Source organism: Hymenobacter sp. HD11105 (assembly GCF_054051685.1).
In genome coordinates, this window is sequence record NZ_JBSWBR010000003.1 from 522,362 (window position 1) to 546,457 (window position 24,096).

Sequence of the window (24,096 nt, forward strand, 5' to 3'; positions counted from 1 at the left end):
TAGAAATTAAGAGTAAGTTATTCTCAAATTACACCAGAACATGGGACTATTACTTGTATATTATTATAAATATATTTATATGATTACCCACGAGTGAGGCTATGCCATCGGTTTCGAGTCTAGGGTTTAACAAAGTCTGTCTCTCGTAAAAAGTCCCCAACTAGTTACCTATCCCCTCTTCCTAATTTCATTGTCGCTATGATCAACTTATCTGTTGCCGCATTACTTGGAGTCGTCTGCTTGGTAAGTAGTTGCCAGCAAACCAGCTCAACTGCTGACCAACCGGCTTCGACCACAGTACCTGCTGTCGTTACTACTGATGGTGCGCCCACAGCCACTGCTGCTCAGACAATGGTTGCACGCCATGTGCAGGGGCTGCCTCAGACCGCGCTGTACCAACTTGATTCTATGCGAGTAGTGGAGGTAGACACGCACTGGCAGATACAAGTGCCACGCACCGACTGGGCTGGCCGCATGCCCAACGCCGCTGCTTTCGATGTCGATAAGCAAACTGGCCGCGTCACGACTGTTTCCGTAAAATAAGTTTCTGCCTTATCCTCAGCAGTAGCCGAGTTTGCTACACTATTAGTGAAAAGCAACGCTCGGCTCCGTTGAGGTCAGTTCTATAAACTACTCGTAAATGGCACCTGTTCCTATCGAAAGTAAGCTGGACCAAGAAAAGGTGTTGGCGGCAACAGCGGCTTTGCGCTGGGTGCGCGATGGTATGGTCGTCGGACTGGGGAGTGGCAGCACTGCCGCTCATTTTATCACCTTATTAGGTGAGGCGGTGCGGAGTGGGCAACGCCGGATACAGGCCACGGCCACGTCAGTGGCTAGCGAGACGTTAGCCCGGCAGGTTGGAATACCGTTGTTGGCGCCCCAACGCGGTTTGCGCTTCGACCTGACAGTGGATGGAGCCGATGAGTTGGATTCCCAGTTGCGGCTTATCAAAGGAGGCGGAGGAGCTTTACTTCGCGAAAAGGTGCTCGCCACTGCCTCCGACTATCTATTGGTTATTGCTGATTCATCGAAGATGGTGCCTCAGCTAGGGCATTTTCCACTGCCGCTAGAAGTTGTACCCTTTGCGCTGCCTTGGGTGTTAGATGCCGTGGCAGCCCTCGGTGGCGCTCCAGTTCTTCGAGAAGACAAGCAAAATGCCCCCCAGCCCGCGCACTCAGATCAGGGGAATCTGTTAGTTGATTGTCACTTCAATGCTCTGGCTGATCCCGAGCGGCTGGCCAGCCAGTTACAAGCCATTCCAGGTATTGTCGAGCATGGCTTGTTTCTGGGCTTGGCTCGGGCCGCGGTCTTGGCTCAGGGTGAGCAGGTAGTTGTGGTGAGGGCTAATGCTCAGCCTGCTCCCGCCACTGAGTTTGCGGAGCTACCCTAAGCGTACTCGTACAGGCATCTCCTACTTATAATTAAGTAGTACCGGGCAAGAGTGAAGCAGCCTCCGCATCCAGAAACCAATGCAACTCACCAGTGATTGGTGCAATAAGCTGAGCAGGTAATAGCTGCGGATTATAATCTTCATTCAACACTTGCTGGACTGCCATCGCTTTGTTCTTGCCCTGTACCAAAAAAGCAAATGCTTCACCTTGGTTTAGGAGCGGCGCTGTCATAGTTAGGCGATATACCTGCTTATCTTCCACAAACACCTCTTTCGCGATAGCCGCCTTTTCCTTAAGCACCGGAGTGCCCGGAAATAAAGAAGCCGTGTGCGCATCGTCACCCAAACCCATGAGCACCAGATCGAAGTGAGGGGGTTCGGGGGCGAAGAACCGCTCGATAGTTTGGGTGTACTGCTGCGCAGCTTCGGCTGGAGCTAGGGCGGTATCGAAGGCAAATACCTGGGCTGGATTGATCTGAAGTGAATCTAGGAAAGCCGTTTTGGCCATCAGGTAATTACTATCGGGGTCGGTGTGCGGCACGTAGCGCTCATCGCCGAAGAAGAAAAAGACCTTATCCCACGCTAGCTGCTGACGGTAGGCCGGTGAAGCCAGCAGCTCGTATAGTTTTTTCGGCGAATTGCCCCCCGAAAGCACCACAGCGAACCGGTCACGCGTCATGATTGCCTGCTGGGCTAAGGAAACAAAATAGCGAGCTAGGCTATCCAGGTTTTCGTCAGGGGTGGCGTGAATGTGCAACTGCATAAGCTATTTTTTTCCGTTTAAAGGGAGCGTAAACCAGTGGAAACCGTCGCGGGCAATTAGGGCTTCAGCCAGTTCTGGCCCCCACGAATCGGCGGAATAGTTGGGGAAGCTCTGGCTGGTGCGGCCCTGCCACGAGTTGAGGATAGGCATGAGCAGGTCCCAGGCAGCTTCTACCTGGTCGCCGCGCATAAATAGGGTTTGGTCACCGAGCATCGTGTCCAGCAGCAGGGTCTCGTACGCTTCCGGGGCCTGGCTGGTGTAAGTGCCTTTATAATCAAACACCATGTCCACGGTATTGAGCATTATATCCAGCCCGGGACGTTTGGCCTGCACTTGTAGGCGAATGCTCATCTCGGGCTGAATACTAATAATCAGGCGGTTTTGCTGCCAACTCTCGGCCGTTTCGGGCGGAAAGATGAAGTGCGGAACGTCTTTGAACTGAATAGTAATGCTGGAGGCCGAGCGGTGCATGCGCTTGCCGGTGCGCACGTAAAAGGGCACCCCCTGCCAACGCCAGTTATCCACGAAGAACTTGACGGCCGCGAAGGTCTCGGTATTGGAGGTCGGATTAGAACCGGGCTCCTCGCGGTAGCCGGGTACTTTTTTTCCCTCTATCCAGCCCGCCGCATACTGGCCGCGGACCGCCGACTCGCGCACATCTTCGGGAGCAAACCGGCGCATGGCGCGCAGTACATCCACCTTGCGGTTACGCACTTCGTCGGCCGTAAAATTGACGGGCGGCTCCATGGCTACTAGGCACAGCAGCTGGAGCAAGTGGTTCTGAATCATGTCGCGCATGGCGCCCGCGCCATCGTAATAGCCGCTGCGCTCCCCTACCCCTAGCTGCTCGCTCACCGAAATCTGCACGTGCTCGATGTGGTCACGATTCCAGAGGGGCTCAAACAGGGCATTAGCGAAGCGGAAAGCCATGATGTTCTGCACCGTCTCTTTGCCCAGATAATGGTCGATGCGGTAAATCTGGCATTCGTTGAAGATTTGCCCCAGTAGCTGATTCAGCTCCCGCGACGACTCCAGGTCATGGCCGAAGGGTTTCTCAATAACAATGCGCGTGCGGTCGGTGTCGTCGGCGAGGTGGTTTTGAGCCAGATTGGCCGCAATAACTGGAAAGAAGGCGGGCGCCACGGCTAAGTAGTGAATAATAGTCGCTTTTGCCCCCCAGGCTTTCTCGTAGGCTTCCACACGCTCACTAAACACCTCGTAGCTAGCCGGGTCCTGCACATCGGCACCCTCATACACAATGTGCTCAGCAAAAGCACTCCACTTGTCTTTGTCGGCTTTGCCGCTGCGCGAAAACTGATTTACGCCCTCCAGTAGCTTCGTCCGAAACTCTTCATCTGAGAGTTTGGAACGCCCGCTGCCGATGATGGCAAAATGCTCGGGCAACCAGTTATCCAAAAACAGATGATAAAGCGCGGGGGTCAGTTTGCGGGCATTCAAGTCGCCGGTACCGCCAAAGATGACGAAGATAGTCGGTTGAATTTTCTTATTGGAGCTCATGCGCTAGGTTGTGGCGAAGGGTTGCTAAATGGCGGCAGCCTATTACTTGTTAGGAATTACTTCCTCTTCACTCTTCCGCTCGGGGTCTTCTTGAGTGGTTATTTTATTGGCCGCATCCTCATGAATGGGCGTCCATTGGGTATGAAACACGCCTTCATGCCCGATCAACTCGTACGTGTGAGCCCCGAAATAGTCGCGCTGGGCCTGAATGAGGTTGGAAGGCATCCGCGCACTGCGCAACGATTCAAAGTAGCTTAGTGAAGCGGCGAAGGCCGGCATAGCCAAGCCCGCCGCTACCGCCGCCGACACTACCGTGCGCGCGCCGGGCACCGCCTGATTGACCAGTTCACTTACGCGCTGATCCAACAGCAAATGCGCTAGGTCAGGAGCTTGCTGATAGGCATTGTAAATATCGACTAGAAAGCCAGAGCGAATAATGCAGCCCCCACGCCAGATCTTAGCAATGTTGGCCAGCTCCAGCTCGTACCCATAATCTTTGGACGCTTTGGCCAGCAAGTGCATCCCCTGCGCATAGGTAACAACCATGCTGAAGTAGAATGCCTGCTCCAGATCGGCAAGAAAAGCTTCGGTATCAACCGAAAGCGGCGTTGGGGTGGGGGCGTATAGAGTGGCCAGCTGCTCGCGCAGGTTCTTATACTTGGATAGGTTGCGCAGCGTCACGGCCGAGTCGATGGTCGGGATGGGCATTTCCAGTTCCATGGCTACCTGTGAGGTCCACATGCCGGTACCCTTTGAGCGCGCTTCATCCTTGATGTCGTCGAGCAGCTCGTGGTTGGTGTGGGGGGCGCGGAAGATAAAGATGTCTTTGGTAATATCGAGTAGAAAGGATTGTAAACGGCCGGCGTTCCAGCGTGCAAACACCTGCCCGATAGCCGCATTATCCAGGTTTAGCCCCCGCTTCAGCACCTCGTAGGTTTCGGCAATCAGCTGCATTAGGCCGTACTCGATGCCGTTGTGCACCATCTTAACGAAGTGACCTGCCGCCCCAGGCCCGATATACGTGACGCACGGCTCGCCATCGACGCGGGCGGCAATGGCCTCAAACATAGGTTGCATGGCCCGATATGCCTGTTTGTCGCCGCCGGGCATCATGCTGGGGCCAAAGCGGGCACCTTCTTCCCCGCCCGATATACCCATACCGAAGAAGTGGAAGCCCGACGACGCCAAGGCAGCAGCCCGACGCGTGGTATCGGTGAAGTGGGAGTTGCCGCCGTCAATAATCATGTCGCCGGGCGTCAACGAGGGTAGTAGCTCTTCAATTACGCTATCTACAATGCGACCGGCGGGCACGAGCAACATGATGGCCCGGGGCGTTTGCAGGCTTTGCACAAAGGCCGCCAGTTCGGTGAAGCCCTGCACCGGCTTACCAGCACCCTCCTCCGCCAACAGCGTTATTTTGCTCTCGTCTTTATCGTAGCCAGCTACGTTAAAGTTATGATCGGCTAAGTTTAGTAGCAGGTTGCGGCCCATAGTGCCGAGGCCTATCATACCAAAGGAATGCGTTGTTGGCGTGGTGCTCATCGCAGGTAGTTTTCGTGGTAGAGAGTTAGTAGCTACGGAAAGTAACCAACTTCCGCCGTTGAGTTTAAGTAAAAAATGCCCCCCAAGCCTCAACAACTCCCTCTACGAATGGCACCAGCTGACCTCAGCAGCCTTCTAGCCATCGAGTGGCGGGGCCTTCTTCGTCGAATACATTGGTTGTGAAAGGTCGCTCGGAAGCGAGCATATAGTCTACGTATTGCCGCTGCTCAGCATCTTCGCGGAAACGATTGTAAATGTAAGCGGAAGTAAGAACTGCGAGAAACAAGCGCTGGGGGGCTAATCGACTGGCGGCCAATGGGTAAAACACTGTACTTGCCCAGGCGCTAATCTCGGGATTGTTTCCCTCGCGGCGGCGAACATCGATCAGCCAGCGGCTGCAACTGTGTTCTTGCGCGGCGGCCAGCATAGCGTGATAATCAGCCTGGAGCACCTCCGGGTCAGCATCCTGATGCCATCGAACAATTAGAATCTTTAGGTCGGGGCGGTAGGTGATGGTGCGGGTAGTGGGTTCAGGCGAGGACATGGCAAACTAAAAGGTGGGTGGCAATGACTATGAATTGCATAGTCATTAGCAGGGTGTGCTTATCCTACCTAAGCGCCATGCTGGCCGGATGGTTTTACTTTCTCTTTCTAGCACCCAGCCCCAGATTCCATTCCATCGGCAAGAACACTTGCCACGCAACCCATTAGCCAACTACCTCTCACCCAATATCCTCATCAAGATCTGCTTTCGGCTACCTGCGCCCGAATAGCCTGCACCTTCGCCCGATCCAAGGGCTTATTAATGACGCCTGCTACCAAGCCGTAGTCTTTCGCCCTTATTTTATCCATGGGGGCAAGAGACGAGGTAAGAATATAAATCAGGCAGCGGCCCGCCAACTGCGCCTCATGAGGCCTGAGTGCTTCCAGAAAATCCCACCCGCTCATCAAGGGCATATTCAGATCCAGCAGAATAATATCCGGCACATTGTCCGGTATGACCTGCCGCACATGTTCCAGCGCTTGCTCGGGAGACTGAAAGGAAGTGATTTGCTCAGAAAACTCTTCTCGCCGCAAAAACTTCTCCGTCAGGAAAACGCTGATAAAATCATCGTCAATTAGTATCGTATGCATTGTTCGTTCAAGGCAGATATAAGGAGAATTCAGTACCCACGTCCACTTGGCTGCGCACTTCGACGTAGCCTCCCATAGACTGTACGTGCGCTTTGACTAAGTACAGCCCCATACCCCGCCCTGATGGCGCGGCGTGAAACCGCTTGTACAGCTTAAATATGTCGGTGCCGGCTTTTTCCTGATCGAAGCCCGAACCGTTGTCGGAGAAGGTGAGTAATGTGCCGCGCTCCTCGTGCGGCGTACCGGAAATAGTAACAGCTAAGGGGCGATGCTGCGAGCGGTATTTGATAGCGTTGGAAAGCAGGTTGGAGAAAATACTGTAGATATAGGCGCGGTTGCCGTGGGCATATAAGTCGCCCATCAGATTGTGCACAATTTGCCCCCCAGCTTGCTCCAGCGGCTCCTGTAAATCTTGCACTACTTGGCTCAGAACGGTAGCCAACACGACTTGCTCGGCCTGCTCAGTGCCTTCCTGTTTATCGCGCACCGTCAGGATGGTGTTCATATCCTGCAGCACGGAGTCGAGCTGGTGCAAGCTGGTTTGCAAGTGGTCCAGCAATGTGGTTTGCTCCTGCCCCACTACCGTCAGCAGTTGGGCCAAGCCTATAGCGTTAGCCAGTGGGGCACGCAGGTTGTGCGAAACCAGATAAGTGAATTGCTGCAAGTCCTGGTTGTGGCGATACAGGTCGGCGGAAAGTCGCTCCTGGCTGGCCTGCGCTTCGTGCCGGGACGTGACATCAGAGAAATACACTGACAAGCCCTCCGGCGACGGAAACGCTTTCACTTCAAACCATAGCTCACGCTTGGCATAATACGCCTCAAAATGCACCGCTTTGCCGCTGGCCATGGCCCGGTGATACTGCTGGTAGAACTCCCCGTTCACTTCATTCGGGAATACTTCCCAGAGATTTTTTCCAAGTATATGCTGGCGGTCTACTTGCAGGAGCCGCTCTACTTCGCGGTTTATAAAGGTGAGGTTCCACTCCCGATCAAGCAGAAAGAGAGCATCCGTGATGCTCTCAAAAATAGTGTTGAGCTTTTTGGCCTGCTGGTCAATAAGCTGGTGCGAGGCAGTGAGGTCCGTGATATCACGCGCTACCATGTGCAGGCCCGTTATGGCGCCGTCTACGATTAACGGCACTTTGGCTACATTCAACACTCTCGGCTCGGCGCCTTTGAACTGAACCGCTACGTCGAACTGAACCGGAGTGCCCTGAAAGGCGATGCGGAGCTTTTCATTGAAGAGAGGAGCCAGCTCGGGGGGCAAAAAATCGGTAAGGGGCCGTCCTAAGACGTTGGCTAAGTCTTGATGAAGGAGCGTAAGGAAGGGGCGATTTGCATCCAGGATGAGCCCCGCCTCATCCTGAAAGAGGATAATGTCCAGGTTATTCTCGAACAAGGACCTGAATCGTTGCTCGCTATCTACAAATTGGGCACTCTTACTCATGACAGGCTTAACTAGGCGAAACGTTGACCTGGCCGTGTCAGAGCAGGGCCGCCGAAGCAAATACCATGTTCTGGAAATAATAGCATGGTTAAGCTTGTGTGGTGTGTACGGACGCCGCGTGAGGGATGTTCCAACGCCGCTAGCAAAAACGTGAGGGTTTAAGTAGGCCCCTCAACAGCGGGTAGCCAAGTAAGGGATTGTCGGCCTAAATCGAACAGGTTGCTGGCCTAACTCAAGGCCGCAGCACTAGCGAACAGACAGCAGTCGGTCCCGATAGTATCGTTCAAAAAAGCCCCCCGGACGTACTGTAGTTATGACTACGGACGCAGCAAGCTGTTTCGGGCGGCCCAGGCGCCAGGCTAGTACCGTACAGTATTGCAGATAATTACCTGAGTTCATGACGTAGGTCATGGCCTCAGCCGCGTGCGTGGCTCTCCTTTGCGGTGTAGTAAAAACAGGTTGGCTATGAGTGTAGTAAAAGCAAGAGAAGTAAGCGAAAAACCATTACAGCTAACTCCAGATCGGGCTCCGCAGTGGCACAGCCTGGAAGCGGAGGAGGTGCTGGAGCGGTTGCAGGTGTCGGCCAAAGAGGGCTTGAGCAAGGAAGAAGTAGCACGGCGCCAGCAGCAGGTAGGCCTCAACCAGATGACGCCCAAAAAGCAGCAGAGTGCACTGGTCCGTTTCCTGCTGCAATTTCACCAGCCGCTTATTTATATTCTGCTGGCGGCCACGGTCGTCACTATTTTTCTGAAAGAGTATACCGACGCCATTGTCATTTTTGCCGTCGTATTTATCAATGCCATTATTGGCTACGTGCAGGAGTCGAAAGCGATGGCCGCCATCGATGCCCTGGCCCAAAGCATGACCGCCCACGCCCAGGTTATTCGGGGCGGCCAGCGGCAGGAGATAGATGCGCAGCAACTGGTACCCGGCGATGTGGTGCTGGTACAATCGGGCGACAAGTTTCCGGCCGATGTGCGCCTGGTGAGAGTTCGTGACTTGCAGGTAGATGAGTCGGCGCTGACCGGCGAGTCGGTAGCTGTGGAAAAGAACGCGGAGGCCGTCTCCGCCGACAACGTTCTAGGCGACCAGCTTTGTCTGGGCTTCGCTTCTACCAGCGTCACGTATGGGCAAGCCACGGGAGTGGTAGTGGCCACCGGCGACCATACCGAAGTAGGCAAAATTCAGCAGTCCATTGCCGGCGCCGAGGATTTGGAAACGCCGCTTACCTTGAAAATCAAAGAGTTCAGCAATTTACTGCTCTGGGTGATTCTGGGGCTTTGCGTCGTGGTATTTCTGATAGGCATCTGGCGCGGGGAGAATCTCGCCGACACCTTTATGATAGCCGTGGCGCTGGCCGTGGGGGCCATTCCGGAAGGCTTACCGGTGGCCGTGACCATTATGCTAGCCCTGGGCGTGTCGAAAATGGCGGCCCGCCGGGCTATTATTCGCAAGCTGGTAGCCGTCGAGACGCTGGGCAGTACCAACGTTATCTGTTCTGATAAAACCGGCACGCTCACCGAAAACCAGATGACCGTGCAGCAAGTAGCGGCTGGGGGGCAAATTTATCAGGTGAAGGGCTTGGGATACCGGCCTGAGGGCGACATTCTGTGCAACGACCAGGTAGCCGATCTGACTTCCAACCAAGCCTTGCAGCTTTGCCTGCACGCCGGTCTGCTTTGCAACGACAGCACAGTAAGGGAAAAAGAAGGTAAATGGGCCGTGGAGGGCGACCCGACCGAAGGCGCGCTGGTCGTGACGGCCGGTAAAGCGGGCTTCGAGCGAACCCAACTAGAGCAAACCCACCCGCGCCTGGATACTATTCCGTTCGAGTCGCAGTACCAGTACATGGCTACGCTTCACGGCGGCGCTAAGCCGGTTATTTATTTAAAAGGGTCGGTGGAAGCCGTGCTGGATCGTTGCGCCACCGTCATGCAGGCCGACGGCGAGTTGGAGCCGCTGGACCAGGCTGTGATTATGCAACAGGTGGAGCTTATGGCCAGCGAAGGGCTGCGCGTGCTCGCTTTCGCTACGGCTGAAGCCCCTACTAGCCTAGATGCCATCAGTCACGACTACACCAGCCGCGACCTAGTGTTTTTGGGCTTGCAAGCCATGATCGACCCGCCGCGCAAGGAAGCCATAGAGGCTGTGCGGCTCTGCCAGCTAGCAGGCATTGACGTGAAAATGATTACCGGTGACCACGCTGCTACGGCCTCCGCTATTGCTGGCGAGATTGGGTTAAAAGGCCGCAAGCACAACGGTAAGTTAGTAGCCATTACGGGCAAAGAGCTTCAGCAGATCGACGATAAGCACTTGGAAGATGTAGCCGAAAATACCTCAGTATTTGCCCGCGTATCTCCCGATCAAAAGCTGCGGCTGGTGAAAGCCCTACAGGCCCGCGACCGGGTGGTGGCCATGACCGGCGACGGCGTAAACGACGGGCCGGCTCTCAAGCAGGCCAACATTGGCATTGCCATGGGCATCACCGGCACCGACGTAGCCAAAGATGCCGCCGATATGGTCCTCACCGACGATAACTTCTCCTCCATCGAGGGAGCTGTGGAGGAAGGCCGCGGAGTGTTTGACAACCTGACCAAGTTTATTGTCTGGACGCTGCCTACCAATTTGGGTGAGGGCCTCACGATTTTGATGGCTATTGCCTTCGGCACTCAGCTGCCCGTACAGCCCATTCATATTCTCTGGATAAACATGACCACGGCCGTGCTGCTCGGCCTTACACTGGCCTTCGAGCTGAAGGAGCCCGGCATCATGACCCGTCCGCCCCGCCCAGCCGGCGAGCCCATCCTCACCCGCGACCTGATTATGCGCACGCTGCTGGTGGGTGTGCTGATGTTGATTGCCACATTTGGCTTGTTCCTATATGAGCGGCGTTATCAAGGCGCCTCACTAGCCGAAGCCCAGACCGTAGCTACCACGGTGCTGGTCGTGATGGAAGCGTTTTACCTGCTGAGCTGTCGCTCCCTGATAAGGCCCACGCGGGAAATTGGTTACTTCTCCAACCTCTGGGTGTACTATGGTATTGCTGCCATGCTGGTCCTGCAAGCCGCCTTTATCTACGCGCCGTTTATGAACACACTGTTTAGCTCGGCTCCGCTAAATGCCCCCCAGATGCTGCGCATACTGGGCGCGGGCCTCATTCTGTGGCTTGTCGTGAGCGTGGAGAAGACACTGCGGTTTCGCAGCCTCGTGCGGAGCGATCAGCAGCCTCGGACGTTGCCATCAATCGATTAATACGGCCGCTAAATGCCCCCCAGATAGCAGAAGAGTTGGGGCAGCGCTGTACCTACAATTTCCCGGGTTTCTTCGCTCTCCTTTTTGACCTCAATGATCTACCTGCTCGCGCTGCTGCCTATTCTGCTCCTTATTCTCGTCTCGCTGACGAAGGGCGTGAAGGCGGCGGTGCTAGTAGGCTGGGTAGTTACGACGTTCCTGTTTTTTTACTGGGGCGCGGGCTTGAATCATTACCTGGGCGCGCTAGCCATGTCGTTGCTGACGACAATCAATATCCTGCTGATTGTACTGGGGGCGGTGTTTCTCTACACCATCATGCAGCACACCGGCCTCATTGGGCAACTTACCAACTCCCTGGATCAGCTTCACCCCTCGAAGGAGCTACGGTTTTTCCTGCTGGCTATCGGCCTGACGGCTTTTTTCGAGGGCGTGGCGGGCTTTGGCACTCCCGGCGCTATTGTGCCACTTATTCTGATTGCCCTGGGGTTCGAGGCCGTGCTGTCGGTGTCGGTCGTCTTGCTCTTTGATGGCTTGTTTGCCCTGTTCGGGGCCGTGGGGACTCCTATTCTGATTGGACTACAGCTACCCTTGGGCTTGTCGGCCGCGGAGGTGCAGACCATCGGTATTATGGCGGCCGGACTTGTCAGTGTGGTAGGGCTGCTCGTGCTGGGGCTGGTGTTTCGGCTGGTAGGGCGGCAGCATGGCCCGCTTCAAAACCGGCGTCAGGTGCTGGTGCTGTATGCGTTTATCATGGTGCCGTTTTGCGTGCTGGCTTGGCTGGGGCCCGAGCTGGCTACCGTATTTGGCGCCTTAATTATGCTGGGCCTAGCAGTGCTGTATCTGCGGCAGCGCGGTACTACTATCAATCTGTGGCCCTGGCTGCCGTATGCGGTGCTAGCCTTGTTGTTGTTGCTGCCCAAACTGCTGGCCCCATTGCGGGAGTTGCTAGGCTGGGAGCTGGCTTTCGCGGATATGTTTGGCTCCGGTATTCGGGGTAGCCTCAAGCCGTTGCAGTCGCCGTTTCTGCCATTTGTGGCGGTGGGTCTGGGCGTGGCTTACTTTCGTCGCAGCCCTTCACTACACCTGCGCGAGCCTCTGAGCAAAATGGTGAGCGTATTTGTGGTGCTGTTTCCGTCGGTGGCCATTGCCCAGCTCATGATTTACTCCGGCGTGCAGCAGCCTTCTATGATTAAGTACATAGCCGACCTGCTCAGCCGACTCGGCTCCGCCTATCCAGTACTCGCGCCCTTCATCGGTGTGATGGGTGCGTTTATTACGGGCAGCACTACTATTTCCAACCTGGTATTCGGCGCCTCCCAGCAGCAGACTGCCGCTTCCTTGGGCCTGAGCACAACCGTAGTACTAGCTTTGCAGCTAGTGGGGGCCAGTTTGGGTAATGCCATTTGCCTGTTCAATATTATTGCCGCCGCCTCGGTGGCGGGCATCAAGAACTACAAGACCATCCTGGCCAATAATCTGCTGCCTACCTTGCTAGCGGCGCTGTTAGCGGGACTACTAGGCATGGCTTGGCTGCTGATCAGCGCCTAAGCAGGCCTGGGGGGCAATTATTGGGCAGGCAACACCAGTACCGGAATCTCGCTGTTTAGCAGCACCTGAGTCGTGACGCTGCGGTGGAACAGGCTGCCAAAGAAGCTACGTTCCCGGGCAATGACCACCACCATATCGTAGTCGGCGGGCTGCGCTACCTGCAAAATTCCTTCGGCCGGGTTGGAATGGCTCACCGTGCGAGTTTGAACCGACGGCAAATCCACCGTCAGGCCCGTCCGTAGCACCGACTCCAGAAAGTCAGGGCGCGTGTTCGGGTGCGCCGGGGGCGCTACGTACACCACCGTAAGCTCTGCCTTGAGCAGATTAAACACCTGACGTATGGCGCCAGCGTGCTCGCCCAGGGTAAAATCCCCACCATCGACGGCCAGCAGCACACGCCGAGGAGGTCCGGTTACGGTCACTGAATGCGGCACAACGAGCATAGGATAGGGAGCCGCGCGCAGAATATCGAGGGAAGTGGTATGCACCAGCTCCTCGGGAATCTCAGAATAGTCGGGCCGGCCCAGCACAATGAGGGCCGGATGGTGCCGGCTGACGGCGTCGGCCACCGCGTAGGCTACCCGCCCGTGCCCTACTTCGGCTACCACCGGCACGGCCAGCTGCCGCACTACGCTGTTCATCGCCAGGCTCATCGCCTCCTTGCTCAGGTTCGATAGCTCCCCCGTAAACATTTCAGGGTCCAGAATAGAATCGCGGCGCACGTGCAGCAACACCAAGCGGGCTTCGAGCGGCTGGGCTAGGTTAGTAGCGTAGTCAAGGGCTCGATTGGAAGCCTGGAAAAAGTCGGTGAGGATAAGTAGGGAAGCGGGCATAAGCAGAATAAAAAGTAGCCGGTGAATGAGGTTGCAAACAAGCACTTAACACCGAGCAGCCATATGCGCAAGTTTAGCTTTTGCCATGATTTTAATCATAGCTAAGGCTGGCCGGCGAGGCTAATCTTGCAAACGCTTCCGAAAACCCTTGCGCCTGCCCTGCTCTCAGTTCTGGGGTACGCCTGGGGGGCTTTTTATCCGCTAATATCAACTACTTCTGAGTGTAGCAGCTACCATTCACCTTTTGACCTTCCCATGAAATCCTACATCCTTCTCCTGCTCATAGCCCTGAGCGCGCAACAGGCAGCAGGTCAAACAGCAGCAAAGTCGCGCCGCTCTGCTTCGCAGATTCCCCCAGCCGGATTATTAGTCATTAGCCACGTGAATGTGGTCGACGTGGCGGGTGAATACATCCAGTACGACCGCATGGTGGTCGTGCGCGATGGGTGCATTGAGTCTATTGGCAAACGTGCGCCAGCAGGCCGGGCGGTGCAGCACCTCGACGGCCGGGGCAAATACTTGGTTCCTGGTCTTTGGGATGCGCGTGTGCAGGCCCTTACTACCGAGGCTGAGGAGCGCGTTGCGCTGCCCTTGTACCTGGCAAATGGCATTACCAGCATCCGAGATGAAAGCACGGCGCGCCCCCGGGACGTGCTGCAAGCCACGGCCCGGGCGGTGGAAGCCGGCACCCGGATAGGCCCCCGAATTGAGCTAGCGGGCCCAGCCATCGACGGCGTACCTGGTCTGGGGGGCAATTTTCGGCTAGCTACTACCCAAACGGAAGGCGAAGAGCAAGCCAAGAACGTGCTCCACGAAGGGTGGCGCGCACTGCAAACAGGCCCTACGCTTTCTCAGGAGGCTTATGCAGGCATAACTAGTGTAGCTCACACCTGGAAGGTGCCTATCATTGGCTGTATTCCGGAGAGCGTATTAGCCCTGGAGGCCGTGCCGCGGCAGCGCGGAATAGTAGGCACGGAGAAGCTGCTATTGGGCTGCTCCAGCCGCGAAAATGAGCTGGCTGCCGCCCGAATACAGCACCTTGCTTCTTCCCAATCGGCTACGTCGCTGCAGGCCCGCATCCAACTGCAGCAAGGCGCCATTGTTACGTCGTTTAGCGCTGACCGCTGCACGGCCCTGGGTCAGGCCCTGGCCCAAGCCCGCACTTTTGTGATACCCACCCTGGGGGCCAACCCCGAGTTGCTGCGCTATCGCACCGACGATGATAGTTCGGGCTTGCGCTTTGTGCCGGCCACGGTGCGCCAGCGCTGGGCGCAGCTAGCGCCGCGGGCCAAACAAACCCAGCCGGCCAATAAAAAGGTAGCGGTACCGGAAGTGGAGTCGCTGCGCCGCCGGATGATAGCGGAGTTCCAACGCCTCGGCGTACCGATCATAGCAGGTTCGGGGGCCAGCTGGAATATGCCCTACTCTATTCATGGCACTAGCTTGCTGGATGAGCTGAGCTACTTGGTGGCCGCGGGTCTCACGCCGGCGCAGGCCTTGCAGTCGGCTACTATCCTGCCCGCCATCGCCACCGGGCACCGCTATGATTTAGGCCAGATTGCCCCCGACTTTCACGGCGACCTGGTGCTGCTCGACGCCAACCCCCTCGACAACATCAACAACCTGCGCCGGGTGCGCGCCGTGGTGCTGCGGGGCCGCGTGCTCAACGCCGCCATGTTAGCTGAGCTTGTGGAAGAAGCTAAGAACGCCGTTCAGGACAGCAACACCGAATCGTCGGCCACCACCGCCCGCTAGTGCTCCAGCTCCGGCCGTCTTATAAGCCAAAGCCAGCAGACAGCATAACCAGAATCATGCAACTCAATGACGCCTGTCAAGGCACTTGCTGCCACAGTCAACGAATTTTAAGAGGTAGTTCTTTCTTCCACAGACCACTGTTGGTCACTTTTCTCCACCCACATCATGATACCCGCTGCTCTATTATTTCCCATGCTCCTGTTGGCCGCACTAGCGTTGCTTAGCACGTATTCGCCAAACGCCAAGCGCCGAGGAAAGGCGCTATAAGGCTTCCAATCCTTAGCTGGCAGTTGCTCTCGGCGCAAGCCCGCTTTCCTGTTTATGGCTGCGGCTAGGCTACAGCCACTTGGGGGGCATTTTGGCTATAAGCTTGGCCACGGGCAGCAACTGGGTCGGTACGCAACCGCAGCAAAAAACTCTTCCGATCTGCTCAACTTTTGTACTCATTATCATGGATACTTCCCTTGTTGTTCTGACCGATTTCTTTGCCGTTTCCAACCGGGCACTTTCCTATGCGGCTGGTCTGGCAGTTCCCTTACGGGCTCATCTGGTGCTTTTACACGTGCGCCAAGATCGGCTGCTGGACCCTGAAGAATACAAGCACGAGCATAGCCGACGGAGCGAGCTAAAGATCACGCACACGCTTGAGCACTTGGCAGCCGAGCAGCCCGTACCCGCCGAAGTTGCCATCTCCGACGAGTTTTTGCCCGATGCTGTAAAAGATACCGTTCGGCGCCACCATCCTCTCATGCTGGTGCTAGGCAGGCCCGGCGCCGATTCCATCCCGCAGGAGGTAGTGACAAGCACGGTGCTCGACCTGATACGCCATGCTCCTTATCCGCTATTAGTGGTGCCAGCTGCCGGCTGGGATGCGTTTCCGCCCCGACGCTTCCTGCTCGCTGTCGATGGCCAACCCTTTTTCTTGTACCAGCATCAGAACGTTTTGCGCCAACTGCTGTACGCCACGCAGGGCACGCTTGATGTAGTGCACGTAACTGATGATGAGCACGTGCGCCCCGATAGCCCGGCCGTTCTGCGTACCATTACGGCCAACGACCTAGTGCCGCCCTTACCAGAAGATAGTCTGCATGAGGTGTATCATCCCAGCATTGTGGGGGGCATTTTACAGCAGGCAGCGCAGCAGCAGGCCGATGTTTTAGTGGTAGTAGCCCGGCGTCATAGCCTATTAGGCAGCCTGTTTCACCGTAGCGTTACGGCCCAGCTTCTCCGCGAGATTTCCATTCCGGTACTATTGCTCCCCGCCGAAGACTAAGCGCCAAGCTTGCGGAGAGCCGTCTTATTCCAATCAGTTGTAGTTTGATTACGCTACACATTTATAGCCATCTATTTCACTAACACTTAGCAATAGTTCAAGCGAGAAGTAAGGCAGTAGTGCCTGGCGTCAAATGGTAAGTAGCATTGCAGCTGCTTTAATTTTGCTTTACCTTCTGCTCGCTACGTGGCAGCATCATCGCCAGTAAAGGTCGCCGGGCACGCTGCTTCTTACCTACTTGCTATCTACATCCTATGGGGTTTTCGTTTATCGTACTCACTACGTTTTACCCAGCCGCGCAACGCGCTGTCCATTACGCCGATAACTTGGCCAGTACCTTGGGTGGACGATTAGTGCTATTGCACATCAATCGGTCTTCGGTTAATGGCTTGTATGCGTTTGCTGGGGAGGCTTGGAAAGAGCAAGAGCAGCAATTAGCTGCGCAAACGAGCAACCAATTGCATCAGATGGCCAAGCAACTGCACACGCCGGCCACGGTGGAGCTAGCCACCGATCTGCTGCCCACTGTGGCCCAAGGCCTAGGCCAGCGCTACCCGGCCGCTCTGTTTGTAGTGGGCCTCTCCGATGCTGACACACCCTCCATCGAGCGCCTCTGCGCCACGGCTCTGGAGCTGCTGCGCGCCGCCCAGCAGCCCGTGCTGGTCGTGCCCCGTGGCACCCGCGCCGCCAGCCCGCCCCGGCGCGTGCTATTCGCGGCCGACCAGGAAGCCTTCACCCTGCCGACGGCTGCTGCCGTCAACGAGCTACTGCGCGGTCTGGGCGCCGAGCTTACCGTAGCCCACGTCTCGACCGTAGAGGATGACGCGGGCTGCGCTCAGGCCTTGCGGGCCGTGGAAGCCAGCGGCCTAGCCACGGGCCTACCCACGGTGCAACTGCGCGGCTACCTGCACCAGAGCCCGGCCGCTGGCCTGCTCGAGGCCCTGGTCGACACCCAGGCCGATTTGCTGCTGGTCGTGGCTCGCTCCCGCACTTACTTGGGTGAGTTGTTCCACCGCAGCGTCACGGCTCAGGTGCTCGGTCGCTGCCCCGTACCTGTGCTGGTGCTCCCCGCCGCTGAGCACTAGCGTTCGGTTCATTATCCTACTTCATTCGAATTCGTAGGCTGTCTGGGGTGCCGGTCATCGAAGCAAAAACTTATGACTTAGCCGTCTTGTTACGTGCTGCTCGTCACCTCCTGCACGTTTACCCACCACCTATGACTGCTTCGCCGCTGCACGAACTTCAGGCTCTACTAGCTACCAAAAATCCGCCCGCCGAACGCTTGCAAGGTGCGCTGGATATAATTGGCCCCCACTTGCGCGTCGACCGCTGTTTCCTCTATGTGCGCGACCCGACCCAGGGCCGTGGCCGCATTGCCTTCGTCTGGCGCCGCGCCGCTACCGTGCCCGACCCGCGCCACGCTTGGCAAAACGACACCGACGACCTCCCGAAGCAAGATCCGCTATTTCGGGCTGCCCTTGCCGCGCAGCCTTCCGTGTATGTGGAAGATGTGACCAAGGCCGGGCCAGAGGTGCTTAACCAGGAGTTTGAGCGCCGTACCTTCGGGCACCGAGCCCTGGTACACGCCCACATCACTGAGCAAGGGCAGCTGTGGGGCATTTTACAGCCTTGCGTGTTCGATCAGCCGCGCCCCTGGACCCCGGCCGACCGGGAATATCTAGACGCTGCCGCCCCGCTCTTGCTTCCCGTTATTCAGGAGTATATGCGTGAGCTAGGCAAGACGTGAGGGGCAGTCTACCCAATGATCATTCACTAAGCCGGCCGTTTGCATGATATTGTAGCACGTCGCGGGACCCGTCATAATGAAGCCGCGCTGCTTCAGGTCTTTACTCATGGCCTCGCTCATGGGTGTAGTCAACGGTATCGGGTTTGTTTCGCTCCGCCGATTGTCCAAAGTCTTTCCACCAACATATTCGTAAAAAAAGGGTAGCAACTCCTGCTCCCCGCCCAACTCCTGCCGCAAGCGCACCCAAGCCTGAGCGTTCTGCCGGGTAGCTTCCAGCTTCCTGCGGTTGCGCAGAATGCGTGGGTCTTGCAATAGCTCCTCAATGATATCGTCGCTGAAGCGGGCTAGCCGGTCGGGGTCGAAGCCGGCCAGTACCTCCCGGAAGGCTTCGCGCCGACGCAATACCACCGGGAAGTCAAAGCCTATTTGAAACGTGTGCAGTACGAGGTATTCGAACAGGATGCCCGATTCAGGCACAGGCTCGCCCCATTCGTGATCATGAAAATCACGCAACAGAGCGTCTTTGTGGGTAGCCCAAGGGCAGCGCAGTTCGTGCATGGTTTGGCAACAATGAAATACGATTCGTCGGGATAACGAGTGATCAAAACATAAAAATGCCGTCAGCGGATAGCGGATAGCGGATAGCCGACAGCACAGACTCGAAGAAATAACCGGATGCCTTCAGTAAATTTTCATGCGTCCAACTAGCAGGGAAAAGGGGATAGCAAAGGCAGTACCAGCGAGGGCAGAATAAGTTGGATAATATTTGAGACAGCGTGTATCTAAAGTCCTAGGTGGGCCGTAGTGGTCAAATCCGATCTGTACTATTCATTCTTTTCATCCTTCTATTTTCTTCGTTCTATGCTAAAACCCTCTTCCCTCGCCAAATGGGGCGTGGCTGTCTTGCTTATGTCGTCGCTCACGAGCTGCGAAGACATCTTCGAGAAGTACTTCCCCAAACCCAACCCCACCCCGCCCACCATCCCCACCTTTCCGCCTTTGGGTCAGGATATTGCCTTCTATGCCCTCTCAGGTGGCACTAGGCTCGATGCCTATAATACCAGCAATGCCGCTACTCGCACCAGCTCCGTGACTATCACGGGCCTCGCTAGTGGGGAGACGCTCTTAGCCATCGACTTCCGGCCCGCCACGGGGCAACTCTACGGGGTGAGCAGTGCTAGTCGGCTCTACGTGATCAATCAGAACACGGGCGTCGCTCGCGCGATCGGCGCGGGTGCCTTCACCCCGGCCGTCGCGGGCACTTTGGTGGGCTTTGACTTCAACCCCACGGTCGACCGTATCCGTGTGGTGACCTCGACCGGACAGAACTTGCGCCTGAATCCGGAGACCGGCGCCGTGGCCGCCACCGATGGGGTGCTCAATGGCGCCGCTGGGGCCACTATTACGGGCGCGGCGTATAGCAACAATACCAATGGCGTGAGTACCACGGTGCTCTACGACTTGGACCCAGCCACGGATCGGCTCTACCGCCAAGATCCACCCAACGCGGGCACACTCGTATCCGTTGGCAATCTAAATTTAGACATCAGCGGCGATGGCGGCTTTGACATTGATGCCAAGACTGGTACGGCCCTGGGCCTGTACACGGTGAGCGGCAAGCCTACTCTGTTTGCTGTGGATTTGACGACTGGTGCGGCGCGTTCCCTGGCCCAGTACGACGCGGGCTTGAATTACTCCGGTATTGCTATTCCTACTCAGCCGGTGGCCTATGCCGTCACCTTTGCAGGGGGGAACTTGCTGATCTTCAATCCCGATATTCCGGCAAACGTGGTCAGTAAACCTATCCAGGGCTTAGACGCTACTGATCGAGTGTTAGGGCTGGATTTTCGGCCTTCCACCAACCAGCTCTATGCGTTGGTAGGTAAAAGCCAATCGGATGACCGTGGGTTTTCTCAGCGCACCTTCGAGCGCCTTTATACCATCAATCCAGCTACGGGTGAAGCCACCCGCGCTGTCACGCTATCTGTGTTAGGGGATGGGAGTTCGGGGGGCTTTGATTTCAACCCCGTCACCGACCAGCTTCGTCTCATTAAGGGGAACACGGAGAACTGGCGGGTGAATCCCGACAATGGCGTGGTCACCCAAGATGCGCTGCTGAATCCAGGCACCCCGTTCATTACGGCGGCGGCCTATTCAAATAATTTCGCCGGCGCCACGAGCACTACCTTATTCGATATTGGGGGTGCGTCATTGTTTACCACTTCTAATCTTCAGTTGTGGCGGCAAGACCCACCCAATGCTGGTACCATCACCTCTATTGGCAGCTTAGGAGTAGATGGGGCAGGGGGTACTTACCATTTCGATATTAGTGGCACCAGCAATACGGGGTATGCCCTGTTATACGAACTTCCACGAAATGGGGCAACTACAGGGCCTACCAAACTCTACACGATTAACCTAGCAACGGGCGCAGCCACCTTACTAGGCGAGGTACCTATAATTAGTACGGTCAACTTGGGTGGAATACCCTCTGGCTTTACCGTGGGCTTAGGCTTCTAAGCCTTATTTATTCTAAGAAAAAGCCCCGGCTCCTAAGCCGGGGCTTTTTTCATTATAAAGCCCCCAACCCAAGGGGAGGGGTAGTAACTTCCCGATAGTTACTTGAAGTAGTAACCGTAAGTCTTCATAAAATTTTCTTGCGTGCAAAATTAAAGGGAAAGGGGGTAAGGCCTAAAACTGCCTGCCGCCCCTACTTACATTCGATGTAAAGAATACTCCGATGCCCTACGAGAAAGGAAACAGCGGCAATCCTAGTGGCCGCCGGAAAGGCAGCCCCAACAAGGCTACGGCCCACGCCCGCGAAGTCATCGCCGACGCGCTAGCCGGCACCGATGCGGATACACTCCGGACCAAGCTAGCAGCCTTGGAGGGCAAAGACTTTATTGATGCCTACGTGAAGCTAGCGGAGTTCATTACGCCCAAAATGCAGCGCACCACCCTCGCAGCGGAGCAGGAAAAAGGGCCGATCAAAGTGACGCTCCGCATTGGCGGGAGCACGGCCGAAGAGCAGGAAGCCAATCGGGTAAACAATGGCCGTGAAGTCACTCGCCTCCTGAATAGGTAGGGCAAAGCTACCACCTGTTCCTTGAGGATTTCGGCTACCTCTGTCCGGTTCACTCTTATACAGCCATGCCCCGCACCCCCAAATTTCCCGACACCACCGAAGCTATCCGCCGCCTGGAGCTTTCCTACCTGCGTAAAATCGGGCTGCTCCGGCCAGGCTTCCACTCCACTACCCTTAACTGGACGCACAACGGCCGCCCCTCCGGGCGCATAGCATTGGAGGCGGTTATTCTCCCGGCGGAAACCTACGTGCGCCTGCGCTACACGGTCAACGATACCGATGCCTATGATTACCGGATTCAGTTGGAAGCCGTGCCCTCCAATCTAGGCGCGGGCCACCGGTACTACTTTATCTGTCCCTCAACCGGCCGACGGGCTACGATTCTGTATATGCCCGCTGGCGTGGGCCGGTTCGCCCACCGTCTGGCCTTCACTTCCCGCCTGTATTATGAATCACAACTGGAGCCCAAACAGTTTCGGGGCTTGGGCGTGTACTTCGAAGCTGACCGCGCCTGGTTAAGGGAATATCGGAAAGGCCGCAAAACGCACTACCAGGGCAAGCCGACCAAATGGTATGCGAAGCTTTTGCGACTGGAACAGCGGGCAGATAGAGTAGGGCCTATGGTAGAAGGGCTGATGCGCAGCGTCCTGGGCCCTTAAAAGAGCAAAGACAGAACTTTGTCCCGTGAGCTGTCCCAGTGAAAATAAATATCCCTGTAAATACCTTATTTCTAGGCAGTTACAGGGATATATGGTGGGCCCACTTGGAATCGAACCAAGGACCTACTGATTATGAGTCAGTTGCTCTAACCGATTGAGCTATGGGCCCGGTGCGTAAACAACCATACAGGTTGGTTTCGGCGGTGCAAACTACGACTTTTGTCCGTCAATTTGCAACGCTATTCTTCAAAAATGCCCCCCAGCCCTACTACGCGCCGTTTACCAAACCTACTTTTCGACTTTGGCGGTGTCTTGATCAATATTGATTACCAACGCCCCATCGAAGCCATGCGCCGCCTTGCAGCCGAAGGCAATACCATTGAGTACAACCAAAAAACCCAGTCTGAGCTGTTTGATCTGTTGGAAACCGGGCGCATCACGCCGGCCGAGTTTCGGGAAGGATTGCGCACCAGCTACAACCTTACGGCCTCCGATGAGGAGTTGGACGAGGCCTGGAATTCTATTCTGCTGGATGTGCCCGCTGATCGGCTCGCCCTGTTGGCCGAACTGCACGAGCAAGGCCATCAGATGGCCCTTCTTAGCAACACCAACGTGATTCATATTGAGGAAGTAAATCGGCGCCTTAAAGTCGCTTATGGCTTTGAACACGGCATTGCTGATGTGCTAGACCGTGTGTTTTACTCTCAGGAAGTAGGATTGCGCAAGCCCGGCCCGGAAATTTTTGAGCATGTACTGCGCGAAATGAACTGGCGAGCCGAAGAAACTCTTTTCATCGAAGACAGTTTTCAACATATTGAAACGGCTCAGCGCCTGGGCTTGCATACGCTCTTCCTGGCCCCGCCGCTCACGCTCACCGAAGCTTTGCCTGCCGCTATCCGTGCCTTCACTCCCTCTGCCTGACGCTCCGGCGCCCCAGCCCGATAATAACGTACATCGGCCGCGCTACCGCGGCTACTTCCGCCGCCACCGTGGCGAGTTTAACGCCTACAGGCCTCCCACGCCGCGCTGGCGCGTATACACGCTACACTTGCTGCTGTTCGTCATCACGCTGATAACCACTACTCTGGCTGGCGCGGAATGGATGACGGGGCGTACCTTTTTCGATTTAACGAATGCCGACTCGCTGAGCATCTGGCTTACGCGTGCGGAGATTCGGAACGGGCTGTGGTTTTCGCTGCCGTTTCTGGGTGTGCTCACGGTGCATGAGTTTGGGCATTATTTTACCGCACGCTACTACAAGGTGCGAGCTACGCTGCCCTATTACATTCCATTTTTCACTGGCTTCTTTAACACCATTGGCACGTTTGGAGCGGTTATTCGCATCAAGGACCGAATTTTCTCTCGAAAGGAGTTCTTCGATATTGGACTGGCCGGGCCGCTAGCGGGCTTTCTAGTGGCCATACCGGTGCTGATGTATGGCTTTACGCACTTACCTCCGCTGGAGTATATCTTCCAGGTTCACCCAGAATATCGGGCGTATGGCGCCGATTATGCGCAGTATGTCTACCAAAATGCTGGTGGCGATGGTCTTGTCTTGGGTAAGTCACTGATCTATCGACTCTTAGAATCGTGGCTAGCTGATCCGGCATTGCTCCCCCACCCCAATGAGCTCATGCACTACCCTATGCTGCTGGCTGGCTCGTTAGCGCTATTCTTTACGGCGCTCAACCTGTTGCCTATTGGGCAGCTTGATGGGGGGCATATTCTGTACGGCTTGCTGGGCTTTCAGCGCTTCAATCAAGTTTCGGCAGTGCTCTTTATTGGGTTTATCTTTTATGCGGGGCTGGGGCTGTTTACCGTTGATAGCTCCGATGACTCCTTGCTCTATGGTGGGCCGATTTATCTGTATTATTTATTTACTGTATTTCGGCGGGCCGTGCCTACGCCGCGCCGGGCGCTAATGCTGGTGCTGGGTGTAGTGGCGGCGCAGCTAGCACTAAGCTTGGCGGTGCCGGGCATTGAAGGCAATCCGGGCTGGTTGGTATTTGGTTTCTTGCTGGGCCGCGTGATGGGCATTTATCACCCACCCGCCCCCGACGAAAGCCCCTTAAGCCCCGGCCGCAAGGTGCTGGGCTGGGTCATGCTGGCTATTTTTGTGCTCTGCTTCACGCCCTCACCCTTCGGGTAAG

21 protein-coding genes and 1 tRNA gene are annotated in these 24,096 nt (G+C 56.1%); 13 read left to right on the forward strand and 9 right to left on the reverse strand.

Translation table 11 applies throughout. The features are described 5' to 3' along the window. Positions 1 to 198: 198 nt before the first annotated feature. On the forward strand, positions 199 to 543 hold the full coding sequence (locus ACW9KT_RS12720; RefSeq protein ID WP_457080923.1) for a hypothetical protein: 345 nt from the start codon (positions 199 to 201) through the stop codon (positions 541 to 543). A gap of 97 nt (positions 544 to 640) precedes the next feature. After that, positions 641 to 1,390, forward strand: coding sequence for a ribose-5-phosphate isomerase RpiA (rpiA, locus tag ACW9KT_RS12725; protein WP_457080925.1), 750 nt, complete (start codon positions 641 to 643; stop codon positions 1,388 to 1,390). Positions 1,391 to 1,421: 31 nt separating this feature from the next. On the opposite strand, the gene pgl is transcribed toward rpiA, so the two are convergent. The 6 genes from pgl to ACW9KT_RS12755 form a co-directional block, all read right to left on the reverse strand. Then, positions 1,422 to 2,153: a 6-phosphogluconolactonase gene (gene pgl, locus ACW9KT_RS12730; RefSeq protein ID WP_457080927.1), complete on the reverse strand. Its 732-nt coding sequence runs from the start codon at positions 2,151 to 2,153 to the stop codon at positions 1,422 to 1,424. A 3-nt stretch (positions 2,154 to 2,156) separates the two neighbouring features. Further along, positions 2,157 to 3,671, reverse strand: coding sequence for a glucose-6-phosphate dehydrogenase (gene zwf, locus ACW9KT_RS12735; RefSeq protein ID WP_457080929.1), 1,515 nt, complete (start codon positions 3,669 to 3,671; stop codon positions 2,157 to 2,159). 42 nt (positions 3,672 to 3,713) lie between these two features. Further along, positions 3,714 to 5,213 (reverse strand): NADP-dependent phosphogluconate dehydrogenase, encoded by a 1,500-nt coding sequence (gene gndA / locus ACW9KT_RS12740; RefSeq protein ID WP_457080931.1) that lies wholly within the window; start codon positions 5,211 to 5,213, stop codon positions 3,714 to 3,716. A 124-nt stretch (positions 5,214 to 5,337) separates the two neighbouring features. After that, positions 5,338 to 5,757, reverse strand: coding sequence for a hypothetical protein (locus tag ACW9KT_RS12745; protein WP_457080933.1), 420 nt, complete (start codon positions 5,755 to 5,757; stop codon positions 5,338 to 5,340). Positions 5,758 to 5,951: 194 nt separating this feature from the next. Beyond that, a complete protein-coding gene (locus ACW9KT_RS12750; RefSeq protein WP_457080935.1) occupies positions 5,952 to 6,347 on the reverse strand; it encodes a response regulator in 396 nt (131 codons plus the stop codon). A 7-nt stretch (positions 6,348 to 6,354) separates the two neighbouring features. Beyond that, on the reverse strand, positions 6,355 to 7,794 hold the full coding sequence (locus ACW9KT_RS12755; protein WP_457080937.1) for a sensor histidine kinase: 1,440 nt from the start codon (positions 7,792 to 7,794) through the stop codon (positions 6,355 to 6,357). Between the two features lie 465 nt (positions 7,795 to 8,259). Between ACW9KT_RS12755 and ACW9KT_RS12760 the strand changes: the two genes are divergently transcribed. Both ACW9KT_RS12760 and ACW9KT_RS12765 read left to right on the forward strand, forming a co-directional pair. Beyond that, positions 8,260 to 11,046 (forward strand): cation-translocating P-type ATPase, encoded by a 2,787-nt coding sequence (locus ACW9KT_RS12760; protein WP_457080939.1) that lies wholly within the window; start codon positions 8,260 to 8,262, stop codon positions 11,044 to 11,046. A 93-nt stretch (positions 11,047 to 11,139) separates the two neighbouring features. Beyond that, entirely contained in the window at positions 11,140 to 12,594 is a 1,455-nt protein-coding gene (locus ACW9KT_RS12765) for an L-lactate permease (protein WP_457080941.1), read from the forward strand. A gap of 17 nt (positions 12,595 to 12,611) precedes the next feature. On the opposite strand, the gene ACW9KT_RS12770 is transcribed toward ACW9KT_RS12765, so the two are convergent. Next, positions 12,612 to 13,427, reverse strand: coding sequence for a universal stress protein (locus ACW9KT_RS12770; protein ID WP_457080943.1), 816 nt, complete (start codon positions 13,425 to 13,427; stop codon positions 12,612 to 12,614). 255 nt (positions 13,428 to 13,682) lie between these two features. On the opposite strand from ACW9KT_RS12770, the gene ACW9KT_RS12775 reads away from it, so the two are divergent. The 4 genes from ACW9KT_RS12775 to ACW9KT_RS12790 all read left to right on the forward strand — a co-directional run bounded on the left by ACW9KT_RS12775 (position 13,683) and on the right by ACW9KT_RS12790 (position 18,202). Next, the gene (locus ACW9KT_RS12775) at positions 13,683 to 15,182 is read left to right on the forward strand and encodes an amidohydrolase family protein (RefSeq protein WP_457080945.1); all 1,500 of its coding nucleotides are present in this window, start codon (positions 13,683 to 13,685) and stop codon (positions 15,180 to 15,182) included. Positions 15,183 to 15,633: 451 nt separating this feature from the next. Continuing rightward, positions 15,634 to 16,455 (forward strand): universal stress protein, encoded by an 822-nt coding sequence (locus tag ACW9KT_RS12780; RefSeq protein WP_457080947.1) that lies wholly within the window; start codon positions 15,634 to 15,636, stop codon positions 16,453 to 16,455. 254 nt (positions 16,456 to 16,709) lie between these two features. After that, positions 16,710 to 17,540 carry a universal stress protein gene (locus tag ACW9KT_RS12785; protein WP_457080949.1) on the forward strand — a complete coding sequence of 277 codons (831 nt, stop codon included), beginning with the start codon at positions 16,710 to 16,712 and terminating at the stop codon, positions 17,538 to 17,540. A gap of 131 nt (positions 17,541 to 17,671) precedes the next feature. Then, on the forward strand, positions 17,672 to 18,202 hold the full coding sequence (locus tag ACW9KT_RS12790; RefSeq protein WP_457080951.1) for a GAF domain-containing protein: 531 nt from the start codon (positions 17,672 to 17,674) through the stop codon (positions 18,200 to 18,202). Here the strand turns inward: ACW9KT_RS12790 and ACW9KT_RS12795 are convergent. After that, positions 18,188 to 18,760, reverse strand: a complete 573-nt coding sequence (locus tag ACW9KT_RS12795) for a DNA-3-methyladenine glycosylase I (protein ID WP_457080953.1) — start codon at positions 18,758 to 18,760, stop codon at positions 18,188 to 18,190. The genes ACW9KT_RS12790 and ACW9KT_RS12795 overlap by 15 nt on opposite strands. Before the next feature lie 303 nt (positions 18,761 to 19,063). Between ACW9KT_RS12795 and ACW9KT_RS12800 the strand changes: the two genes are divergently transcribed. The 3 genes from ACW9KT_RS12800 (at position 19,064) to ACW9KT_RS12810 (ending at position 21,946) form a co-directional block, all read left to right on the forward strand. Continuing rightward, entirely contained in the window at positions 19,064 to 20,722 is a 1,659-nt protein-coding gene (locus tag ACW9KT_RS12800; RefSeq protein ID WP_457080955.1) for a DUF4394 domain-containing protein, read from the forward strand. Positions 20,723 to 20,942: 220 nt separating this feature from the next. Continuing rightward, positions 20,943 to 21,287 carry a DUF5681 domain-containing protein gene (locus tag ACW9KT_RS12805; protein ID WP_457080957.1) on the forward strand — a complete coding sequence of 115 codons (345 nt, stop codon included), beginning with the start codon at positions 20,943 to 20,945 and terminating at the stop codon, positions 21,285 to 21,287. Positions 21,288 to 21,352: 65 nt separating this feature from the next. Next, the gene (locus tag ACW9KT_RS12810; RefSeq protein WP_457080959.1) at positions 21,353 to 21,946 is read left to right on the forward strand and encodes a hypothetical protein; all 594 of its coding nucleotides are present in this window, start codon (positions 21,353 to 21,355) and stop codon (positions 21,944 to 21,946) included. A 92-nt stretch (positions 21,947 to 22,038) separates the two neighbouring features. On the opposite strand, the gene ACW9KT_RS12815 is transcribed toward ACW9KT_RS12810, so the two are convergent. After that, positions 22,039 to 22,115, reverse strand: a tRNA-Ile gene (locus ACW9KT_RS12815). 83 nt (positions 22,116 to 22,198) lie between these two features. Between ACW9KT_RS12815 and ACW9KT_RS12820 the strand changes: the two genes are divergently transcribed. Further along, positions 22,199 to 22,867 (forward strand): HAD family hydrolase, encoded by a 669-nt coding sequence (locus ACW9KT_RS12820; RefSeq protein WP_457080961.1) that lies wholly within the window; start codon positions 22,199 to 22,201, stop codon positions 22,865 to 22,867. Further along, a complete protein-coding gene (locus tag ACW9KT_RS12825) occupies positions 22,845 to 24,095 on the forward strand; it encodes a site-2 protease family protein (protein ID WP_457080963.1) in 1,251 nt (416 codons plus the stop codon). Before ACW9KT_RS12820 ends, ACW9KT_RS12825 begins: the two co-directional genes overlap by 23 nt. The last annotated feature ends 1 nt before the right edge of the window (position 24,096 follow it).